16 protein-coding genes, 1 tRNA gene and 2 pseudogenes are annotated in these 19,839 nt (G+C 59.5%); 10 read left to right on the forward strand and 9 right to left on the reverse strand.

From position 1 onward, the window contains the following. The first annotated feature begins 4 nt into the window (after nt 1-4). Entirely contained in the window at nt 5-1,318 is a 1,314-nt protein-coding gene (locus ACYZT2_RS24075) for an MFS transporter (protein WP_461967962.1), read from the forward strand. 108 nt (nt 1,319-1,426) lie between these two features. Here ACYZT2_RS24075 and ACYZT2_RS24080 read toward each other — a convergent pair whose 3' ends face one another. After that, complete coding sequence (locus ACYZT2_RS24080) at nt 1,427-2,644, reverse strand: MFS transporter (RefSeq protein ID WP_461967964.1); 1,218 nt, start codon at nt 2,642-2,644, stop codon at nt 1,427-1,429. Between the two features lie 323 nt (nt 2,645-2,967). Between ACYZT2_RS24080 and ACYZT2_RS24085 the strand changes: the two genes are divergently transcribed. The 3 genes from ACYZT2_RS24085 (at nt 2,968) to ggt (ending at nt 7,212) form a co-directional block, all read left to right on the forward strand. Then, nucleotides 2,968-5,025, forward strand: a complete 2,058-nt coding sequence (locus ACYZT2_RS24085; protein ID WP_461967966.1) for a methyl-accepting chemotaxis protein — start codon at nt 2,968-2,970, stop codon at nt 5,023-5,025. Nucleotides 5,026-5,141: 116 nt separating this feature from the next. Beyond that, nucleotides 5,142-5,218, forward strand: a tRNA-Met gene (locus tag ACYZT2_RS24090). Between the two features lie 149 nt (nt 5,219-5,367). Beyond that, nucleotides 5,368-7,212, forward strand: coding sequence for a gamma-glutamyltransferase (gene ggt, locus ACYZT2_RS24095; protein ID WP_461967968.1), 1,845 nt, complete (start codon nt 5,368-5,370; stop codon nt 7,210-7,212). 103 nt (nt 7,213-7,315) lie between these two features. On the opposite strand, the gene ACYZT2_RS24100 is transcribed toward ggt, so the two are convergent. The 5 genes and pseudogenes from ACYZT2_RS24100 to ACYZT2_RS24120 all read right to left on the reverse strand — a co-directional run. Then, nucleotides 7,316-7,744, reverse strand: a complete 429-nt coding sequence (locus ACYZT2_RS24100; protein ID WP_461967970.1) for a TOBE domain-containing protein — start codon at nt 7,742-7,744, stop codon at nt 7,316-7,318. Nucleotides 7,745-7,818: 74 nt separating this feature from the next. Continuing rightward, nucleotides 7,819-8,163, reverse strand: a complete 345-nt coding sequence (locus ACYZT2_RS24105) for a gamma-glutamylcyclotransferase family protein (protein WP_461967972.1) — start codon at nt 8,161-8,163, stop codon at nt 7,819-7,821. Between the two features lie 167 nt (nt 8,164-8,330). Then, a pseudogene (locus ACYZT2_RS24110) lies at nt 8,331-8,597 on the reverse strand (LysE family translocator); the annotation flags it as partial. A 66-nt stretch (nt 8,598-8,663) separates the two neighbouring features. Further along, entirely contained in the window at nt 8,664-9,272 is a 609-nt protein-coding gene (locus tag ACYZT2_RS24115) for a methyl-accepting chemotaxis protein (RefSeq protein ID WP_461973247.1), read from the reverse strand. Next, nucleotides 9,252-10,028: pseudogene (locus ACYZT2_RS24120) on the reverse strand (PAS domain-containing protein); the annotation flags it as partial. The pseudogene ACYZT2_RS24120 and the gene ACYZT2_RS24115, both read right to left, overlap by 21 nt. A 241-nt stretch (nt 10,029-10,269) precedes the next feature. Between ACYZT2_RS24120 and ACYZT2_RS24125 the strand changes: the two are divergent. Together ACYZT2_RS24125 and ACYZT2_RS24130 are read left to right on the forward strand one after the other, a co-directional pair. Next, nucleotides 10,270-11,442: a hypothetical protein gene (locus tag ACYZT2_RS24125; RefSeq protein ID WP_461967974.1), complete on the forward strand. Its 1,173-nt coding sequence runs from the start codon at nt 10,270-10,272 to the stop codon at nt 11,440-11,442. Between the two features lie 179 nt (nt 11,443-11,621). Further along, nucleotides 11,622-12,146: an SET domain-containing protein-lysine N-methyltransferase gene (locus ACYZT2_RS24130; protein ID WP_461967976.1), complete on the forward strand. Its 525-nt coding sequence runs from the start codon at nt 11,622-11,624 to the stop codon at nt 12,144-12,146. A gap of 7 nt (nt 12,147-12,153) precedes the next feature. On the opposite strand, the gene can is transcribed toward ACYZT2_RS24130, so the two are convergent. After that, nucleotides 12,154-12,798 (reverse strand): carbonate dehydratase, encoded by a 645-nt coding sequence (gene can, locus ACYZT2_RS24135; protein WP_461967978.1) that lies wholly within the window; start codon nt 12,796-12,798, stop codon nt 12,154-12,156. Nucleotides 12,799-12,974: 176 nt separating this feature from the next. Between can and ACYZT2_RS24140 the strand changes: the two genes are divergently transcribed. Next, entirely contained in the window at nt 12,975-13,379 is a 405-nt protein-coding gene (locus tag ACYZT2_RS24140; RefSeq protein ID WP_461967980.1) for a serine kinase/phosphatase, read from the forward strand. A gap of 125 nt (nt 13,380-13,504) precedes the next feature. Here the strand turns inward: ACYZT2_RS24140 and rimI are convergent, their stop codons facing one another. Further along, nucleotides 13,505-13,957 (reverse strand): ribosomal protein S18-alanine N-acetyltransferase, encoded by a 453-nt coding sequence (gene rimI / locus ACYZT2_RS24145; RefSeq protein WP_461967982.1) that lies wholly within the window; start codon nt 13,955-13,957, stop codon nt 13,505-13,507. After that, nucleotides 13,950-14,690 (reverse strand): energy transducer TonB, encoded by a 741-nt coding sequence (locus ACYZT2_RS24150; protein WP_461973249.1) that lies wholly within the window; start codon nt 14,688-14,690, stop codon nt 13,950-13,952. The genes rimI and ACYZT2_RS24150 overlap by 8 nt, the downstream gene beginning before the upstream one ends. A gap of 238 nt (nt 14,691-14,928) precedes the next feature. Between ACYZT2_RS24150 and mksB the strand changes: the two genes are divergently transcribed. Genes mksB through mksF form a run of 3 tightly spaced genes read left to right on the forward strand, consistent with a single transcriptional unit; the run spans nt 14,929 to nt 19,746 of the window. Continuing rightward, nucleotides 14,929-16,206, forward strand: coding sequence for an Mks condensin complex protein MksB (gene mksB / locus ACYZT2_RS24155; protein ID WP_461967984.1), 1,278 nt, complete (start codon nt 14,929-14,931; stop codon nt 16,204-16,206). After that, nucleotides 16,196-16,909: an Mks condensin complex protein MksE gene (gene mksE / locus ACYZT2_RS24160; protein ID WP_461967986.1), complete on the forward strand. Its 714-nt coding sequence runs from the start codon at nt 16,196-16,198 to the stop codon at nt 16,907-16,909. Before mksB ends, mksE begins: the two co-directional genes overlap by 11 nt. Beyond that, nucleotides 16,906-19,746, forward strand: a complete 2,841-nt coding sequence (mksF, locus tag ACYZT2_RS24165; protein ID WP_461967988.1) for an Mks condensin complex protein MksF — start codon at nt 16,906-16,908, stop codon at nt 19,744-19,746. The genes mksE and mksF overlap by 4 nt, the downstream gene beginning before the upstream one ends. Nucleotides 19,747-19,839: the final 93 nt, after the last annotated feature.

Below are 19,839 nucleotides of genomic sequence, written 5' to 3' on the forward strand. Positions count from 1 at the left end.
CTTTATGACGGCCCATATTTATCCACAACCCGGTCGCTTTTCCCGGTCTGACTACAAGACCCTGGGTCTGGCGGCGCTGGGTGGCGCACTGGAAATCTACGACTTCATCATCTTTGTGTTCTTCGCCCTGACCCTCAGCCAATTGTTCTTTCCACCAGAGATGCCTGAGTGGCTGCGATTGCTGCAAAGTTTCGGGATTTTCGTCACCGGCTATCTGGCACGCCCGCTGGGCGGCATCCTGATGGCGCACTTCGCTGATCGGGTGGGGCGCAAGCGGGTGTTCAGCCTGAGCATCCTGATGATGGCTTTGCCCTGCCTGTTGATCGGGATCATGCCGACCTATGAACAGATCGGTTACTGGGCCCCCTTGATCCTGCTGCTGTTGCGGGTGCTGCAAGGTGCCGCGGTGGGTGGCGAAGTGCCGAGCGCCTGGGTGTTCGTGGCCGAGCATGCCCCGGTCGGGCATCGTGGCTATGCCTTGGGTGTGCTGCAGGCCGGGTTGACGTTCGGCTATTTGCTGGGGGCATTGACTGCGACCCTTCTGGCGCGGATCTACAGCCCGGCCGAGATCCTCGACTTCGCTTGGCGCTTCCCCTTCCTGCTGGGCGGTGTATTTGGAGTGATCGGGGTCTGGCTGCGGCGCTGGCTGAGCGAAACCCCGGTGTTCATGGCCTTGCAGGCGCGACGGGAGGCGGATGCAGAGCTGCCGTTGCGGACGGTGTTGCGCGATCACCGCAAGTCCATCCTGCCGGCGATGCTTTTGACCTGTGTGCTGACGTCGGCGGTGGTGGTGCTGGTGGTGATCACCCCGACCGTCATGCAGAAAAGCTTCGGCATGAGCGCCCGTCATACGTTCGCACTGAGCAGCCTGGGCATTGTGTTCCTGAATATCGGCTGTGTGCTGGCGGGATTACTGGTTGACCGGATCGGCGCCTGGCGTGCAGTGCTGGTTTATAGCCTGCTGCTGCCGGTAGGAACGGCGACGCTCTACGCCAGCCTGATCAGTGGTGGCTACTGGATCAGCGTGGCCTATGCTGTGGCCGGCCTGACCTGCGGCGTGGTGGGCGCGGTGCCTTCGGTAATGGTGGGATTGTTTCCGGCTCGGATCCGGGTGTCCGGCATCTCCTTTACCTACAATATTGCCTACGCACTCTGGGCCAGTACCACACCGCTGCTGCTGATCGGGCTGATGCCGTGGAGCCCTTGGGTCTGCGTAGGCTATTGCATAATCATGGGTACCGTCGGAGCCCTCATGGCATGGTTCTACGGTTTTCGCTCATCGTCCTCGGCTGACGTTTCGGTGGTTACGGGCGCCTGAGCCTGGCCCTTCGCGCCGCCGCTCGCGGCGCTTGCCCCTGAATATCAAAGGACGGCTCGGCATGCGCTGCGTCAACGATTTGCATGATCCCTACAGGTCGGTGTGGGGTCAGGCCTTTTTGGTTCTTGGCAGAAAGATCGCCAACACCCCAAGCAACGGCAGGAACGAACAAAGAAAGTAGACGTACTCAATGCCGTGGACATCCGCCAGATGCCCGAGTAACGCCGCACCAATCCCTCCGAAGCCGAACATCAGGCCGAAGAACACGCCGGCAATCATCCCGACATTCCCCGGCACCAGTTCTTGCGCATACACCACAATGGCCGAGAACGCCGAGGCGAGGATGAAACCGATCACCACGCTAAGGACGCTGGTCCAGAACAGATCGACGTGAGGCAGCATCAGGGTGAACGGTGCGACGCCGAGGATCGAGAACCAGATCACCGCCTTGCGCCCGATCTTGTCGCCGATCGGCCCGCCGAAGAAGGTCCCCGCCGCTACCGCTCCGAGAAACAGAAACAGGTGCAACTGCGAGCTGGCCACCGACAGGTCGAATTTTTCAATCAGGTAGAACGTGAAGTAACTGGTGAGACTGGCCATGTAGAAATACTTGGAGAACACCAGCAACCCGAGGACCACCAGTGCGCTGATCACCCGTCGTTTCGACAGGCCGTGAGTCGCTGCCTGACCTTGTTTGAGCTTGAACAGATTCAGGTGGTTGGCGTACCAGCGACTGATCCGATACAGCACGAACAGCGCAAACAGCGCGAACAATCCGAACCAGGCCACATGTCCCTGACCATAGGGAATGATGATCGCAGCCGCCAGCAACGGCCCGAAAGCCGAGCCCGCATTACCACCGACCTGAAACGTCGACTGCGCCAAACCGAAACGCCCCCCCGAGGCGAGTCGCGCCACACGAGAAGCTTCCGGGTGAAAGGTCGATGAACCGACACCGATCAACCCCGCCGCCAGCAGAATCATCGGGAAGCTACCGACCACGGACATCATCAGAATGCCGATCAATGTGCAGACGGTACCGGCCGGCAACAGCCAGGGTTTGGGATGACGATCAGTGTGGTAACCGACCCATGGCTGCAACAGCGAGGCCGTCAGTTGAAAGGTCAGAGTGATCAGGCCGATCTGGGTGAAGGTCAGGCCATAGCTGGCCTTGAGCATCGGATAGATCGACGGCAATACCGCTTGAATCAGGTCGTTGATCAGATGCGCCAGCGCCACCGCGCCGATAATGCGCATGACCAGCGGACTGCTTTGTGAAGTCGCGGGCGCCGACGTCACGGCGGACTGAACGTTGCTGATGGCCATGAGAGTTTCCGTACTGCGGATGGGTGCGCACTGGCAGGTCGGTCAATGTGCCATTTTTCGGTGCGGTTGCGCCATCCCCTTAGCCTGCTACCGACTTCAAAAAAAGAAGGTGATAGCGCAAAGCCATGGTCTGAATCTTGCCTTGTTTATCCGCTTCAACGCGGGCCCTTACAAAGGGAACCGAGAATGGGAAGTTTCGCTACAGAGTCGGCCTACAGAGCGGACCAAGGTGAACTTTCGAGCCTTTTAGAAGGGCACGAGTCGCGGTCGCAACGACCTCGACGCACGCCAATGGTGCGTGGTGTCCAGAGGAGTCATGGGGCATGCAGGCTTTTTTATCACCGGGGATCGGGTTGCTGGGGCGTTTCGGCTTCGCGCGCAAATTTCAGCTGCTGTTTCTGCTGTTTATCCTGCCACTCGCGGGCAGCCTGTGGATGATCGGTCAGGACTATCGTGACAAATTGAGCCTGATCTCGGGTGAACGCGCCGGGGTTCGTCAATTGCTCGCCCTGGATGCGCTCGACAACCTGCTCGCCGCCCAGCGTGACCGCGCCGCTCGTTGGCGCGCCACTGAAACCAATCGCCAACCGACACCCGCGACCATCGCGGCGATGGCAGCGTTCGATGCGGTTCAGCCGGCCGTCGCCCAAGCCATCACGGATTTGGGCAATACTCTGAAAACCGAAGGTGCCGAGGGTCAGACCCTCATCCGCTATCAGGCCCTGCAAACCGCCCTCACCGGCCTGGACTCGAAAAGCCTGAGCAGCGTCGGTTGGTGGCCGGACGGTTACGATCGCTTCACCAATGCCTTGAGTGCTCTGCAAGCCTTGCGCGAACAAATCGCCATGGACAGTCGCCTGACCCTCGCGCCATGGCTGGAAACCTGGCTGTTGACGCAGATTTCCACTCAACACGCACCGGACCTGATCGAACGGGTCGGTCGCCTCGCCGCGGTCGGTCAGGCCTCAGTAGTATCCGGGCAGTTCACCCTGCAAAGCCGCCTGCAACTGCGGGACTTGCGCAGCCGCATCGGCGATGCCCGGGAGCAGCTGATGAAAACCGCCGGCCTGCTGGAAGCGCGCCTGCCCAGCGCCTTGCAAACCTGGGCCGGGCAATATCACGACAGCCTCAAACACCTGGACGCCGGTTTGAAAGTGCTGGACGACGGCGTTTTCGGCGGCAGCATCAACCTCAAGCCGGAAGACTTTGAACGCAGCCTCGACGCCCTCCTCGGCGACCTCGCCTCGTTGCGCCAGCAATCGTTGGTTTCTCTGGATCAACGGCTGGATTATTACCACGGCTCGGCCATCCGCCAATTCATCCTGGTGGCGACAGTTTTTGGCTGCCTGCTACTGGCCGCGCTGTACCTGTTCATCTGTTTGCAGGCCTCGATCCGTCGCAGCGCCAGCGGCATTACGCTGTTGGCCGAAGCACTGCGTGACGGCAACCTGAGCCTGCAAGTACCGGTGCAGGGCCGCGACGAACTGGCGGCGATCAGCACCGCCCTCAATGTTGCGGTGGTGCAACTGCGCAACAGCCTCTTGGGGGTCGATCATGAGACCTTGCAGCTGAGCAACGCAGTGCGCACCCTCAACCATCACTCGAGCGGAGCCCTTGGGGAAGTCGAAGCTCAGCAGTTGCAGATCAGCCAGATCGCCGCTGCGGCCACGCAACTGGCGGCCACTTCTCAAGGGGTCGCCCAGAGTTGCGAACAGGCCTCAGGCAGCGCTCAGCACACCCAGCGTATCGCCGCCGACAGCAGCCGTGACAGCCAACGCACGACAGCGAGTATTCAGCAGCTCAACCAGCGCTTGAACGACACCGCGGCAGCCCTGGGCCGGGTCAGCGAGCAAGGGCAGCAGATTCAATCGGTGGTCGATACCATTCGCGGCGTCGCCGAACAAACCAACCTGCTCGCGCTCAACGCCGCCATTGAGGCGGCACGGGCCGGCGAGCAAGGTCGTGGCTTTGCCGTCGTGGCCGATGAAGTGCGCAGCCTGTCGCAACGCACCCAATCGTCCACCGCGCAAATCGCCGGCACCGTTGATAGCTTGCGCAGCACCGTCAACGAAGCCGTGAGCCTGATGGAAGCCGCCTGCGGCCAAGCCCAATCGGATGCGCAAGCCGTCACCGGTCTGGGCGAGCGACTGGGGGAAATCGCCAGCGCGGTGCAGAGTGTCACCGACACCCTGGCGCAGATCGCCACCGCTGTCGAAGAGCAAGCGAGCACCGCCGATGAAGTCAGCGGCAACATCCAGCAAGTCGATCAGGCCGCAGTACGCTTGCTTGAAGGCGCACGGGCGGTGAACCTCGCGGCAGACACCTTGAGCCAGGGCAGCAAGGCCTTGAGTGCGAATACCGGCAGATTCCAGCTCAATTGACACCCTCTCGTGGCCCGATTTTTCGGGTCAGCGGGATAAGCGGTTGAAAGTGTGGAGAAATATTTTAAATTTACGCTTGACGCATTTCCATTACAGGTGAATAATGCGCGCCACTTGGCTACATAGCTCAGTTGGTTAGAGCATAGCATTCATAATGCTGGGGTCCGGGGTTCAAGTCCCTGTGTAGCCACCAAGTACTAAAAACGGCTTACCGAAAGGTAGGCCGTTTTTTTATGCATCGAGAAAAATGGCATTGTTTCAGGACGGCGGACCTGATTTGCGTCGTTCCCCCCAGACCGATAAAGTCCCCGGACATTTTATCCCATGGACGGAGTGCCCTGCGTGTTCTCAGCCTTCCACTTGAGCCGCTATCGCCTGTCAGCCTTTTCGCTGATCGCCATCGCTTTAACCCTCACCGCGTGTAATACCCTGCCCTCTTCGCCGCCAGTTTCTACTCTGCCGGTCGCGCCGGAAATCGCCTCCGGTTATCGCACCGACCTGCCGACCCGGCACGCCTCGAAACACATGGCCGCAGCCGCCAACCCGCTGGCAGCCGAAGCCGGGCGGGAGATGCTGCGTGAAGGTGGGTCGGCGATTGATGCGGCCATTGCCATGCAAGCAGTGTTGACGCTGGTCGAACCGCAATCGTCGGGTATCGGCGGTGGCGCATTGATTGTCCTGTGGGATGGCAAGGCTGTACGCACCTATGATGGGCGCGAAACCGCTCCGGCCGGCGCCACTGAAAAACTGTTCCTGCAAGCCGACGGCAAACCGATGCCGTTCACCCAGGCACAGATCGGCGGGCGCTCGGTGGGGACGCCGGGTGTATTGCGGGCACTTGAACTGGCCCATCAAAAGCACGGTCGCCTGCCGTGGTCGAAGTTGTTCGAGCCCGCCATCAAACTGGCGGAACAAGGCTTCGCCATTTCGCCCCGACTGCATCAGTTGATCGCCGCAGACGCTTTCATACAGCGCTCACCGGACATGGCCGCCTACTTTCTGAATGTCGATGGCAGCCCGAAAGCCATCGGCACACAGCTGAAAAACCCGGCACTCGCCGCCGTGTTCAAGCGCATCGCCAAGGAAGGTCCAGATGCCCTGTACAAAGGTCCGATCGCCAAAGAGATCGTCGCCAAGGTTCAGGGCCATGCCAACCCTGGCAGCCTGTCGCTGAACGATCTCCAAGGCTATAAGGCTAAGGAACGCGGGCCGCTGTGCACCGACTACAAGCGCTGGAAGGTCTGCGGCATGCCGCCACCGTCGTCGGGCGGGATCGCCGTGGCGCAAATTCTCGGCACCTTGCAGGCGCTGGAATCCCGCGACCCGCGTTTTGCCCTGGCACCACTCAAACCGGTCAAGACCAGCAAACCGGCAGGCATCGAACCCGCCCCAGAAGCTGTGCACCTGATCGCCGAAGCCGAGCGCCTGGCTTACGCCGACCGAGCGCAGTATGTCGCCGACACCGACTTCGTACCCGTTCCGGTAAAAGGTCTGATCGACCCGACTTATCTGGCCAGCCGCGCCACCTTGATTGGCGACCGCAGCATGGGTCTGGCCAAACCCGGCACCCCACCGGGTATCCAAGTTGCCTATGCGCCGGACCACTCACCGCTGCGCATCTCCACCTCGCAAGTGGTGGCAGTCGATGACGAAGGCGGCGCCGTGTCCATGACCACTACCGTGGAAGCGGCGTTTGGCTCGCACCTGATGGTCCAGGGGTTTCTGCTCAACAACCAGATGACCGACTTCTCGTTCATCCCTGAAGAGAACGGACAAAAAGTCGCCAACCGCGTCGAACCGGGTAAACGCCCGCGCTCGTCCATGGCGCCAACACTGATCTTCGACCGTCAGAACGGCGAGTTCCTGGCCACCGTCGGCTCCCCCGGCGGCTCGCAAATCATCGAATACGTGGCCAAATCCACCATCGGCCTGCTCGACTGGAACCTCGACCCGCAAGCGGCCATCAGCCTGCCCAATTTCGGCAGCCGCAACGGCCCGACCGAACTGGAACAGGGGCAGTTCAGCCCAGAGCTGATTCAGGCACTGAAGGACAAAGGGCACAACGTGAACGAGATCGACATGACCAGCGGGACTCAGGCGATTGTTCGGATCAAGGATGCGCAAGGGAACGCTTCGCTGGCGGGCGGGGCTGATCCACGGCGTGAGGGAGAAGCACTGGGGGATTGAGTCGTACCTGGAAATGAAGGGGCTTACCGAGAGGTAAGCCCTTGTTTACAGGTATCAAACCCTGATCAGGTATCGCGTGCTGTCTATTCCTACTCGCAAAAACTCAGGCCGGCACACCCAAAATAATATGCGACGCCTTGATCACCGCTGTCGCACTCACGCCCGGCGCCAAACCCAGCTCTGCAACCGCTTCACGGGTAACGATCGAATAAACTTCGCTGCCGCCATCGAGCTGGATCACCACTTCAGCGTTCACCGCACCATCAGTGACGCTGGTGACTTTGCCTTCCAGGCAGTTGCGCGCCGAAAGGCGAATGTCGCTGGATTCGGTCATCAGCATGACCCACGGCGCCTTAACCAGCGCGACCGCTTCCTTGCCGACCGCGAGGCCGAGGTTCTTCACGCTTGCCATGGTCACCACAGCAACCAGCTCATTGCCGCCTGGAAGTTTCAGGGAGACTTCGGCGTTGACCGCGCCTGACTGCAATTGACTGATGGTGCCTTTGAATACGTTACGGGCGCTGACTTTCATTTGGATTGTTCCATTAAATTACATTTTTTGTATACAACCCCCCCTATCATTCGGGATAACCGCGAGTTGTGCAACTACGCGCTCACATACACCCACGCTTCAATCCCGGATTTCAGTACCACGCTGACACGCTTGTAATCCGATACTTCATAGCTGTCGGCGGCAGCCAATTCTTCGGGGGTGATCTGGAACACCATCCCCGGAATCGGCGCGCTGCTCTCGCTGCCCGGACGAAGTATCGGATGCTGGGACTTGCCGCTGGTGGCCAACACCTCGGGGTCAGTAATTTCCACCCAGGACTGTTCGTAACCCGGCATCGCGTCGTCGCTGCCAGTCAGCTCTCGCCCGAAGTTGGCGAGTTGCACGGCTTTGTCCTGCAAGGTGCCGTAAGAAAACAGGTACACCGTTGAATCGCTCATCCATAAGTCCTTGGTTAGCTTTCTTGATTGAGCAGGAAATTCGAAGGATCGTTGAGGTGCCAGTGGCCTTGTTTGTCGATACCGATCAGTAACGGTTCGACGCGTGAACGACCCCGCGCGTTAAGAACCCCTCAACGATTGGCCACCAGATGTGCGCCGAACAACAGCTAGCAACTGCCGGCGAACCGATCCAGCCATTTGCGCGAGCGGTCGTAGACACCCGCAACCCGACGGCTGGCAAACAGCAGCGCTACGCTGCAATACCAACTGAACGACAAAGTCGCCATGGTCAGTACGGCCAGCGCCAGCAACATCAGCGGAGGGGAAGAAGGCATGACCGTGGCGAAAATCGTTGCGACGAAAAGCGCCGACTTCGGGTTGGTCATATTGCCCAGAAAACCCCGCCCATAAGCCGAGAGCAGCGTGCGCAACGCATCCTGTCCTTGGAAGTGAAATGGGTAGCCCCTTTTTGATGGCGACCCACGCCTGGATGGATCGCATCAAGTCGATAGTTGATTGGCAAACTGCCCGACCGCGTTCACCACTTTCTGCGCACCGTCCTGGATCTCGACGATCACCGTCCCCGCCTCCGCCGCCAGCGCCAGACCTTGTTCAGCCTGGTGTTTACCGTCGGTCATGAGTGCCACGGCGTTGCGCGCCATGTCCTGGTTCTGGCGCACAACGCCGACAATTTCATCGGTCGCCTGGCTGGTACGCGAAGCCAGTTGCCGGACTTCGTCAGCCACCACGGCAAAACCCCGACCCTGCTCACCGGCGCGTGCCGCTTCGATGGCCGCGTTGAGCGCCAGCAGATTGGTCTGTTCGGCGATGCCACTGATGGTTTTGACGATGGTGCCGATCACCAGCGATTGCGCGTTCAGCGCCTCGATGCCTTCGCCGGCGGTTTGCATGTGTTTGGCCAGGTCACGCATCACGTCCACGGCTTGGGTCACCACGGCAGTACCGCGCTGTGCGCTCTGGTCGGTTTGCTGAGAAGTGCTGTAGGCAATGTTGGCCGCTTCGGCAACGGCTTGCTCCTGATTCACCTGATCGGTAATCACCGTGGCGAATTTCACCACTTTGTAGAGTTTGTTGTTGGCGTCGACCACCGGGTTGTAGGAAGCCTCCAGCCAGACCACGCGACCGTGGTTATCAATACGTTTAAAACGATCGGCCACAAACTCGCCAGCGTTCAGGCGACGCCAGAAGTTCTGATACTCGGCACTGTTATATTCCTCAGGTTCGCAGAAAGTGCGGTGATGTTTGCCCTGGACCTGCGCGAGACTGTAGCCCATGCCGTTGAGAAACCGCTCGTTGGCCGTCAGCACGTTGCCATTGAGGTCGAACTCGATGACCGCGGTCGAGCGCACTAGCGCACCGATCAGGTTCTCATGTTCACGGGACGCCTCGATGGTGCGGGTCAGGTCGCTGGAGTAAATCGAGAAGTGTTTGATCCGGCCATCCGAGGACCGCACCGGTTGCATGATCGACCGCAGCCAGGCTTCGGCACCGTTGCCCCGCAATAAACGAACCGTGCCGGCAAAGTGCTCGCCACGGGTCAGCGCAGTCTTGAAGCGGCGATGAAATTCGTTCGATTTCACATGGACGGGGACGATGTCTTCGATGTGTCGGCCGACCAGATCGTTGCCCTTGTAGAGCATTTCACCCATGAAGTTCTGGTTGGTCGATTGAACCCTGCCATCGGCATCAAGGGTCAGGACCAGCATCTCGCTGTCCAGGCTCTCCTTGACTTGCTGAAGGCTGGAGAGTTCTTCGCGAAGAGCCGACAGCTCCTGCTTCAAGCGTTTGTTGAACATGGGAAGCACCGATGGACTGGGGTAGAAAGCGGCATACAGCCTAGCCATCGGCCGTGGGGATATTTTCTGAAGAGTGTTTCTGGGTTGTCCTACAAAAATAGTCGCTATACAAACCCCGTTCTCTTCCGCAGAAAATCATACAGATCCCTGCCCCACATCGGGTACTAACGCATTTTAAACTATCGGTGAAACGGCGATCTTTTCACCTGGGCACTAGACCGCTCGACACAAGTAGTTTCAGTATGTACCCGCCCCGCCTCCGAGGGCTCACGCTGAAAAGGATCTGAGCATGTTCAAACTCGCAGGACTCACCTTGGCCGCACTCACCCTGAGTGCCGCCGCTCACGCCGATGTCGATCTGAACCTGGGCAGTACCGAACGTGTTACTCGGCTGTTCGCCTACCCCAACAACTGCAGTGTCATCTGCTATCGCAACTGGACGCTCGAACAGACAGTCGAGCACTACCTGACCCAAAGCGTACAACGCGATGGCTACAAAACCGCAAAAGTGGTGGTCAAAACCGACAATAAGCAGCTTTACGCCAATATCAGCGGTGTGCCCAACGGCTATGACAAGCCATTGACCGCATTGCTTAACGCTGGGGATTTGGCTTACAACGGCGCCAGCAAGCTGAGTGCCGATGGTAAATGGACCTATAGCTGGTATCTGTTCCTGCCGCTGGGCATGGCGTTGGAAAATCGCAAAAGCGTCGAACTGCTGCACTTCCCGCCGGATTATTCGCTGACCCAGGCCCAGGACTACCTGGAGTCCAAGACCACCGACCGTTGGGCCACGCTGTTGACTGCCAACGGCATCCCTGTCGACCAGACACCGGGTTATCAGACCATCATCGACATCGCGCCGATTGCCGCACCGTCCAGCGCCGGCAAGGACCTTGAAGGCGTCTATGACTACTTCAAGGATTACCAGACCACCATGGTCAAGGAAGTCAGCCAGAACGCCAGCGGCGCTGCGTTGCCAATGGTTGCCTTCGGCGCACCGGTGCGTAACTGGATCAAGCAACAATATGGGCCGACCGTGGACGTCCTGGGCCTGGCAACCATCAGCCCGAGCGAGGGTGTGAAGGTGCCGGTACTGGGTTCCAACCATCCGAGCTACATCTGGTACGCCGCCGATCCCGAAGCCTACAGCGGCAGCGATGCCCAAGCCAAGGCTGACGCCGCGGGGCTGAAAGTCATGGGGCAGGATTTGAGCGCCGCGTGCTGGCAGGCCGGAATGGGCAGCAAACCGGGTACCGACCCTACCGTTCAGCTGAAAAGCTGTACTCAGACCTGGCAAGTGACCCAGAAAGAAAAAACCTGCGAACTGTTCTACACCTCGATCCGCAACCTGACGCCTGAACAGGCCGTGGCCAAATGCGCAACAACGACGGTCAAATCCCAGCTGAAACAGCTGAAGAGCCCGTCTCTTGCGAACTCTGCTCCTGCCCCACACTTGTAAACGATGAAAGTCTTTCCCGCGTGAGCCATGGCTGACGCGGGAAATAGCCTTTTACGCCTGTCATATCTGACAGTAGATCGATTGTTTCATTTGCGAGAGGCTTGAGGCATACCCATGTGCTGCAAAGCTGACGGATGTCGGTTGACGGAGGTTGTAGCACCCAGCTGACAAGGATTGTTATGAGAGCCCACAACCAACAAAAAATACCCCCACCGCCATCCAATGGCATCTATCCCTTTGAAGAATTGCCCCTTCGCCTTGGATTCCCCTCCAGGGATGACTTTGAAATTCTCAACAACGCAGAGGGATCGGCAATAGCGGTCATGGCTCTGCGCGAATTTCCTCGAATCAGCCGAATCTGCCGGGTTTCTGGGCATCTGTTGCCCTATCGCTGCCGACATACCCGGCAGATGGCCCCCGAAATCCATGTCTACGATCCGCGCTTCTGCGGCCTGCTGAGCCACTCTTGCGACCCCAATGTCTTTCTCGACATGAGCGAGCTGTGGTTATGGGCGCTCAAAGACATCAAAAAGGGTGACCGGCTGACGATGGATTTCGCCACGACAGAAGACAAACTGCTGCGGCAGTTCGCCTGCCGCTGCGGTTGTCCGTGCTGCCGTGGCTGGATCATCGGCTATGACGAGTCGCCGAATGCCAATGGAGAACAGTTCTTTCAACACTGGCGTCGGCGAAGTCACGGCTGAAAGGCTTTTACAACGCCTCGACCGGACGCAAACGATACTGCGGTGGCAACTGTTCGAAACCGCTGATGGTGGCGTTCAGGCTTTTCCAGCGACCGTCCTTGATGCCATAAATGCAACCATGGATCGACAGGCTTTGCCCACGATGCCAGGCGTTTTGCACGATGCTGGTATGACCGACGTTGGCCACCTGCTGGATCACGTTGAGCTCGCAGAGGCGGTCGACCCTTTCTTCTTCGGTGGACAACTTGGCCAGTTCGTCGCGCTTTTCATAATAGAGATCGCGAATCGAGCGCAGCCAGCCGTCGATCAGACCCAACTGACGGTCCTGCATCGAGGCGCGTACACCGCCGCAACCGTAGTGGCCGGTGACCAGGATGTGTTTGACCTTGAGTACGTCGACCGCGTACTGAATCACCGACAGGCAGTTGAGGTCGGTGTGCAGTACAACGTTGGCCACGTTGCGGTGCACAAACAGATCACCCGGCAGCATGCCGACGATTTCATTGGCCGGCACCCGCGCATCGGAACAGCCGATCCACAGGTACTCCGGGGTTTGTTGACGAGCCAGCTTGGCGAAGAAATCAGGATCTTCCTTGGTGATCGCGTCGGCCCAGCGCTCATTGTTATCAATCAGATCTTGTAATTCGTTCATGCAATGAAGCCTCAAGAATGATTTGCTACTTTGACAGACAACCCTGTGTCGGGGTCACGCGCGAGATGCAGATACCCCCCTGATGCATAAATGGCTATCCGGCGCTTCCCTGCCGGTGGAATTCTCGCAAGCCCGGTAGGTCAACTGTAGTAAGGCCTACAGTATGAGGGAATGCCATGACTGATTCACTACGTCCGTTCGATGAGGCGCAACCCGAGCCCATCGACGACAACGAAGACCGCATGGGCTCAGTACATGAGCTGGATTTCGACGAGGAAGAATCTGGCGCCAGAATCGGCGACTTGATCCCCGAACGCGAGCGTGCGCAGAAAATGCCCGACGAACGCATCCGCGAAGCTGGCATGACGGGGGGCTCGACCGATGACCATGAATCCACCGACGATGACATGAGCCCGGAAACCTTGATCCGTGAAGACGGCGCACGGGACGCCCGAGAAGAGGGTGAAGGCGACCAGGCGGATTGGGATTTGAGCATTGTCGATGAAGACGACATCGGCGGGGGCAATGGGCTGGATGAGGCGGAATTGGCGCAGCGCGATCCAATGGATGGCAAGCGTTGATCGTTGTCGTCAGTGAGGACGCCTTCGCGGGCAAGCCTCGCTCCTACGGAATTGGTGCCGAACACAAAATGTATGAACGGCACAAAACCTGTAGGAGCGAGGCTTGCCCGCGAAGCTTTTAAGACTCAATCCACTAATGTACAAGCCATGACCACGGCATCCTCTCGCCCGCCAACCGCCGGGTAGTAATCCCGTCGACGTCCGATTTCGTTGAACCCATACCGCTCATACAACCGAAACGCCGCCCGGTTGCTGTCGCGCACTTCCAGAAAACATTCCCGAGCCTCTGCCCTGTAAGCAATCGACATCAAATGCTCCAGCAGCGTCAAACCCAGGCCTCGGCCCTGATTTTCCGGTTTGACGGTGATGTTCAGCAAATGCGCCTCGTCGAGAATGATCTGCACCACGCCATGACCGACCTGCTGTTGCCCTTCGAACATCAGCCAGATCTGGTACTTGGCCAGGCCATCGAGAAAAATCCCGCGGGTCCAGGGGTGGCTGTAAGCCGCGTATTCAATTTTCAGTACAGTGTCCAGGTCCGCCTCGGTCATCGGGCGGAACGATACAGCGTCACTCATTCGATTCTTTCCAGCGCGCCATCAGCCGACGCATGGCTTGCCAGACATCAGCCTTACGCTGTGGCTCTTCCATTAATAATTCCAGACCCGGCAGGGCCCAGACCGGCCCCAGGCCTTCGACCTGAAGTTCACGGTTGAAGGATTCGGCGTTGGCCTCACCAGCGAAACGCACCGCCGGCAAGCCGATCAGCCACAGGCAGACGCATGGAGCGTCTTCCAGACGGGCCGACAGAAAGCCTTGTACGAAATCCCGAGCCGCTTCCGGCCCCTGATCCATGGTGCCGCGAGCCAGCAGCGGCCAGCGCACCGGTTCGCCGATGATCTGCGGGCTGTCTGGCAGGCCGGCGGCGCGCAGCATGTCTTTGAGTAACAGATAGGCCGGATCGCGGGTCTGGAAGCTTTCGCCTGTGGGTAACTCCACCAGCAACAGGCAACGACCTGCGCGCAGCAATTGCAGGGCGAAACGCGGTGGCGGAACGACCGGCGCCTTGACCGCGACCGGGACCACCTCTTCTTCGACCTTGGCGTTCGTGCGGGTGCTGGCCAGCGATGGCCGAGGCACCTCGATTTTTACCCGCTCGGCTGGTTTGGCCGCAGGTTCCACGGGCGCCTGCGCCACCGGAGCAGGCGCAACCGGGGTGACGACCAATGGCTCGGGCATCTCCAGCAGTTCGGGGCGCGAGGGCGCAGCAAAGGGCAATTCGGTGCGCGGCAGCCAGTTGACCACCTGCATGGCGGTCAAATAAGCGCGGCGACGGGACTCGATAAGCAAAGGTCGGCCACTTGCGGATAACTAAAGTGCAGTGATTCTACCGCCCTTCGCTCAAGATCGCCCGCGCTGTTGATCGATAGACTTCACCGATAGTCTTTCCACCCATGAAAAATGGCGACAGCCCATCCCGAGAGTGAATCGACGCGGCTGCGATGCAGTACAATCGCGGCTTTTAATCGCCAACCAGCCGGCCATTCCGATGATCGAACCCAAGCGCGTCTTGCGCGCCCTCGCTGAACACTGGGCACTTCTGGAGCCACTGTGCGAGCACTTCGACCAAGGCACCTTGAGCCTCAACGAACTGCGCACGCAACTGGCCGCCCAGCAACTCGACAGTACACCGCAGGACATCACCAGCCTGCTGGACGTGTGGATCCGCCTCGACATTCTGGTTCCCGTGGCAAAAAGCCCGAACCGTTTCGAGCTCAACGCACAGATCCACGACTTCCTCGCTTACCTGCGCCGTGAGCACCGTTTGGGCCTGTGCCTGGAAATCGAAGCCTACTTGCGCCATCTCGAGCGTCTGGCCGGTTACATTCAAGACGCCTTCGACATTCGCGACGGCCACGACCTGGCGCGCCAGTTGCGTCTGCTCGACATGCGCGTGCGGGACGTTCTGAAGAAACTCGCCAACGACGAACAGGCCCTGGTGGCCGTCGCCGAGCGGGCCAAGACCAGCGACCGGCAGATCCCGCTGCGTCAGCGCTACGCTGAAGTGCTGGCGACCTGGGACGAATACGTCGAGCCGATGATTCAGTTGGTGAACGCCGACGGCGCCTTCGAACAAGGCGTGCGCAAGGTCGAAAACGTCCTGCTGAAGATGCTCACTGAACAGCAGCGCCTCGGCCATCTGGTCGACGACGATATGTTGCTGCGCACCCACGCACGCATCCTCGAAATGCAGACCAGTGCTCAACTGACTCTGCGTCATGCCCGTGAACTGCTGCTGCCGCTTCGTGAAGAAGCGCGCCGGCACAACGCCGTGACCCGTGGCGCAGCGCTGGCCTTATCGGCCATTCGTCGTAAAGGTATCGATGCGGTACCGCAAGCCGCGATGCCGATGTTCACCCGGCCGCAAAGCACCTTCCTCGGCAGCGCCAGTCAGGTTGAAGCCTACGTGTACGCCTTGGCCCGTTTCGAGCCGAAACCTGCGCGTTTCCCCAAGGCCCACAAGACCCAGAAAGGTGAAGCCCCGCGCGCGCCACGCACGGTTCGGGAGATGCTCGAGCGCTGCGAAGACGCATTGCCGATGCCGGACCTGATGACCTGGCTGCTGGAGCAGGAGCCGGACGGCGCTACTGACGAATTGCTTTATTGGTTCTCGCGACTGTCGCGGGAGAAACGCTTCAAACGCGAGCGCCTGGAACGCCGCGATTACCACACTCACGAGCATCAGGTCAGCCTGCGCTCCTTCGCCCTGCTCTCGGCACGCGCCACCGCCGCCGAGGATTCTGCGAGCATCCCACATGTATCTTGATCTTTCCGAACTGTCCCAGCTGGCGCCGATTTTTCGCGAGCTGTTCAAGGGCTACCACGTTAGCCGCCGCGACCCGGAGCTGTACGCGCAACTGTCAAACTTCCAGGACCAGTACCGCACGCTGTTCAAGGCGTTGGGCTTTGAACTGGTCTGCGACACCCGTGGTTTCTACTACTTCGTCCCGGACCTCGCTGCTGCGGCGGTGAACAAGACCGCGCAACGTCTGGCGCTGTTCACCTTCATTCTCGTCGAGCATCTGGCTGATCAGGGCCGCGATCCAGTCGCCGTGCTCGACGGTGGCAGCCTCGGCCGCGATGAATTGCCATCGTTGCTGGAAAAGTACCGCGACTTGTTCATCCAGGCCGAAGTGCAGACCGTCGAAGAACTCGAAGAAAAAATCATGCGCCGCATGACTCAGCTCGGTTTCGCCGGTGAAGAAAACGGCATCTACCGTTTCCTGCCGCCGATGCACCGCTTCCTCGATGTTTGCCTGTCGGTTCAGCAGGACCGCGACTTGGCGGCCAGCCTGCACAGCGTGCTGCCATTGCCGGTGCCAGTGCTGATCGATGACGACAGCGATGAAAAGCTGCTGCAAACCGATGATCCGCTGGACCTCAGAGAATTTGAGGTAGAGAGCGAAGAAGAAAGCGAAGAACTCGCCATGGCCCGCGCCATCGCCGAAGAACAGGAGACCGACGCATGAGCAAGGAACGCTACGGCATTCGCCGCTTTGCCCTTTTGAACACCGCCGGTTACAGCCTCGGCCTGTTCCCGCTGGAAGAGCCACTGTCGGTTTACGGCGCGAACAACCTCGGTAAATCCGCTTCGATCAACGCCTTGCAGTTCCCGATTCTGGCGCGCATGTCGGACATGAGTTTCGGCAAGTACAGCCTGGAGCAATCCCGGCGTTTCTACTTCGCCTCGGACACCAGTTACATCCTCGTGGAAGTTTCCCTGCCCCACGGCCCGCACGTAATCGGCGTGGTCGGCCGCGGCCCGGGCGGCGGTTTCGGTCACCAGTTCTTTGCCTATGCCGGCAAACTCGACCTGGCCCATTACCAGAAAAACGACACTTGCCTGCGGCAGAAAGAGCTGTTCAACAACCTCGAACGCGAAGGCCTGAAAGCCTACGAACTCAAGCCGGATGAACTGCGTCGTTTGCTGGTGGGTGGCCACACTTCGATTCCGCTGGACCTGACGTTGATCCCGCTGCGCTCCACCAGCGAGCAGAGCCTGAAGACCTTCCGCGCCCTGTTCATCAACTTGCTGCACATGCGCGAAATCACCGCGGCCAAGCTCAAGCAGTTGTTCCTCGATGCTTTCGAACACAGCCTGCGTTCCGGCAGTGTCGATTACATCGCCGCGTGCGAAGAAGCCTTCCGCGATGTTCGCCGCATGGAGCAGGATTACAACTCGCTGGTCACCGCTGGCCCGCTGGTTGAAGCACTGGCCGCTGGCGTGGCTCAGCGCAATATTTTGCGCGGCAAACTGCACCGGATCTCGCCATTGCTCGATTCCCTGCTCGGCACCTGGTCGGATTACGCCAGTGCGCGCAAGGAAGAACTGACGATTCAGGCCGAGCACTACCGCAACGAGCAGGACGCGCTGCAAAACGATCAACGCGGCGGCACTCAGGAGCTAATGCGTCTGGAGCGGGAAATCACCGGCATCCAGCGCTGGCTCGGCGAGTTGTCGGTGCTCAAACATCGCTTCGCACTGGTCGATGACGTCAAAGTCCTTGAGCAGCAACTGCTCGCGGCCAAGGATGCGCACGACGAACTGGCCGGTGCGCTGGCCCAGTCGAGGCAATTCAGCGCCGAGGATCTGGAAGAACGCCTGCGGGATCTGGAAAAACGCCTGAAGTCGGTCAAGCAACAACTCGATCACGCCGACAACAACAGCTACGCCCGTTTGCGCGAAGAATTCTCGCAGCAGGACGTCGAACGCCTGATGCGCCTGTTCAACAGCGCACTGTTCAGCCTGCCACTGGGTGAACACGGCATTACGCTGGACGAGGACGGTCAGTGGGTCAAATCCATGGAGCTGATCCTGGATGGCTTCAAAGGCGAGCGCTTCGAAGTGCCGGGCCTGTCCATCGACATCTCGCACATCGAGCCGCCAGCGCTGCAAGCTCTGGCTGACCGTGCGGCGTTGCGCGATCAGAAAGAGCGTCTGGACAAAGAACTCAAGCAACTGAAAACCCAACAAGCCGTGGCAGCCGACCGCGCGGCCAGCAAGACCCAGACCGAAGCGCTGTACCAGCAAGTGCTGGATGCGCAGAAAGCCCTGGAAGACTTCCGCCGCGCGCAAACCCTGAGCGCCGAAGAAGGCGACAAGCTTGAGCAATTGGCGCAGATGGAAGCCGCTCAGGATGAATTGAAGCGCTCCAGCGACGCCTTCACCGAACGCGTCCAGCAACTGTCGGCCAAGCTGCAACTGGTCGGCCGGCAGATCGGCGACATGGAAGCCAAGCAACGCACCCTCGATGACGCCCTGCGTCGTCGTCAGCTGTTACCAGCGGACCTGCCGTTCGGCACGCCGTTCATGGACCCGGTCGACGATTCCATGGACAACCTGCTGCCGTTGCTCAATGACTATCAGGACAGCTGGCAAGGATTGCTGCGCAGCGACGGGCAGATCGAGGCGCTGTACGCTCAGGTTCGCCTCAAGGGCGTGGCCAAGTTCGACAGCGAAGACGATATGGAGCGTCGCCTGCAACTGCTGATCAATGCGTACGCGCACCGCACCGACGAAGCCCTGACCCTCGGCAAGGCTCGCCGTGCGGCAGTCACCGACATTGCCCGGACGCTGCGTAACATCCGTAGCGACTATGACAGCCTCGAACATCAACTGGCGCTGTTCAACCGCGAGATCAACAAGCGTCAGGTCTCCAACCTGCAAAGCTTCCGTATCGTGCTCGCGCCGAACAAGGAAGCGCTCAAGCACATTGACCAGATCATCCATAGCGCCGGTCAGTACGAAGAAGGCGAAACCCTTTCCGTCTTCGACCTGAGCCAAAGCGCCGATCAGGACAACAAGAACGAAGAAGCCAAGGAATACCTGGCGCGGCTGGTGGCGGCAAACCACAACCAGCTCGGTCTCAAGGATCTGTTTGAGCTGGCGTTCGAGATCACCAAGGTCAATGGTCAGCCGGTGATCCACACCGACATCGACGGTGCGGCGTCCAACGGCACCACGATGACCATCAAGGCGCTGACCAACATGTACTTGTTGCTGCACTTGATGGACCGCGACCAGGCCGGCCGCGTGCGCCTGCCGTACTACCTCGACGAAGCGGCGGACATCGACGAAAAGAACCAGGCAGCCCTGCTGGAAACCAGCCTGCAATTGGGCTTCGTGCCGATTCTGGCGAGTGTGAAGCCGCAAGTTTGCGCCAGTGTCGCCATCGACCTGGAAGGCGGCAGCGGCCCGAACGGCATCTACATCGACGAGGCGGACTGGAAGTACATCCGCCGCCACGATGAAGTGAAGGCAACCGTTGTTGTACAAGCTGATGAGCCAGAGCTGGATCCGGTCTGATTTGATTTAATCCAAGCCAACAAAAAAGGCCGCGATCCAATGGATCGCGGCCTTTTTTATCTTTTCATTGTAGGAGCAGGGGGGCGCCTAGCC

Source organism: Pseudomonas sp. MDT1-85 (assembly GCF_054898065.1).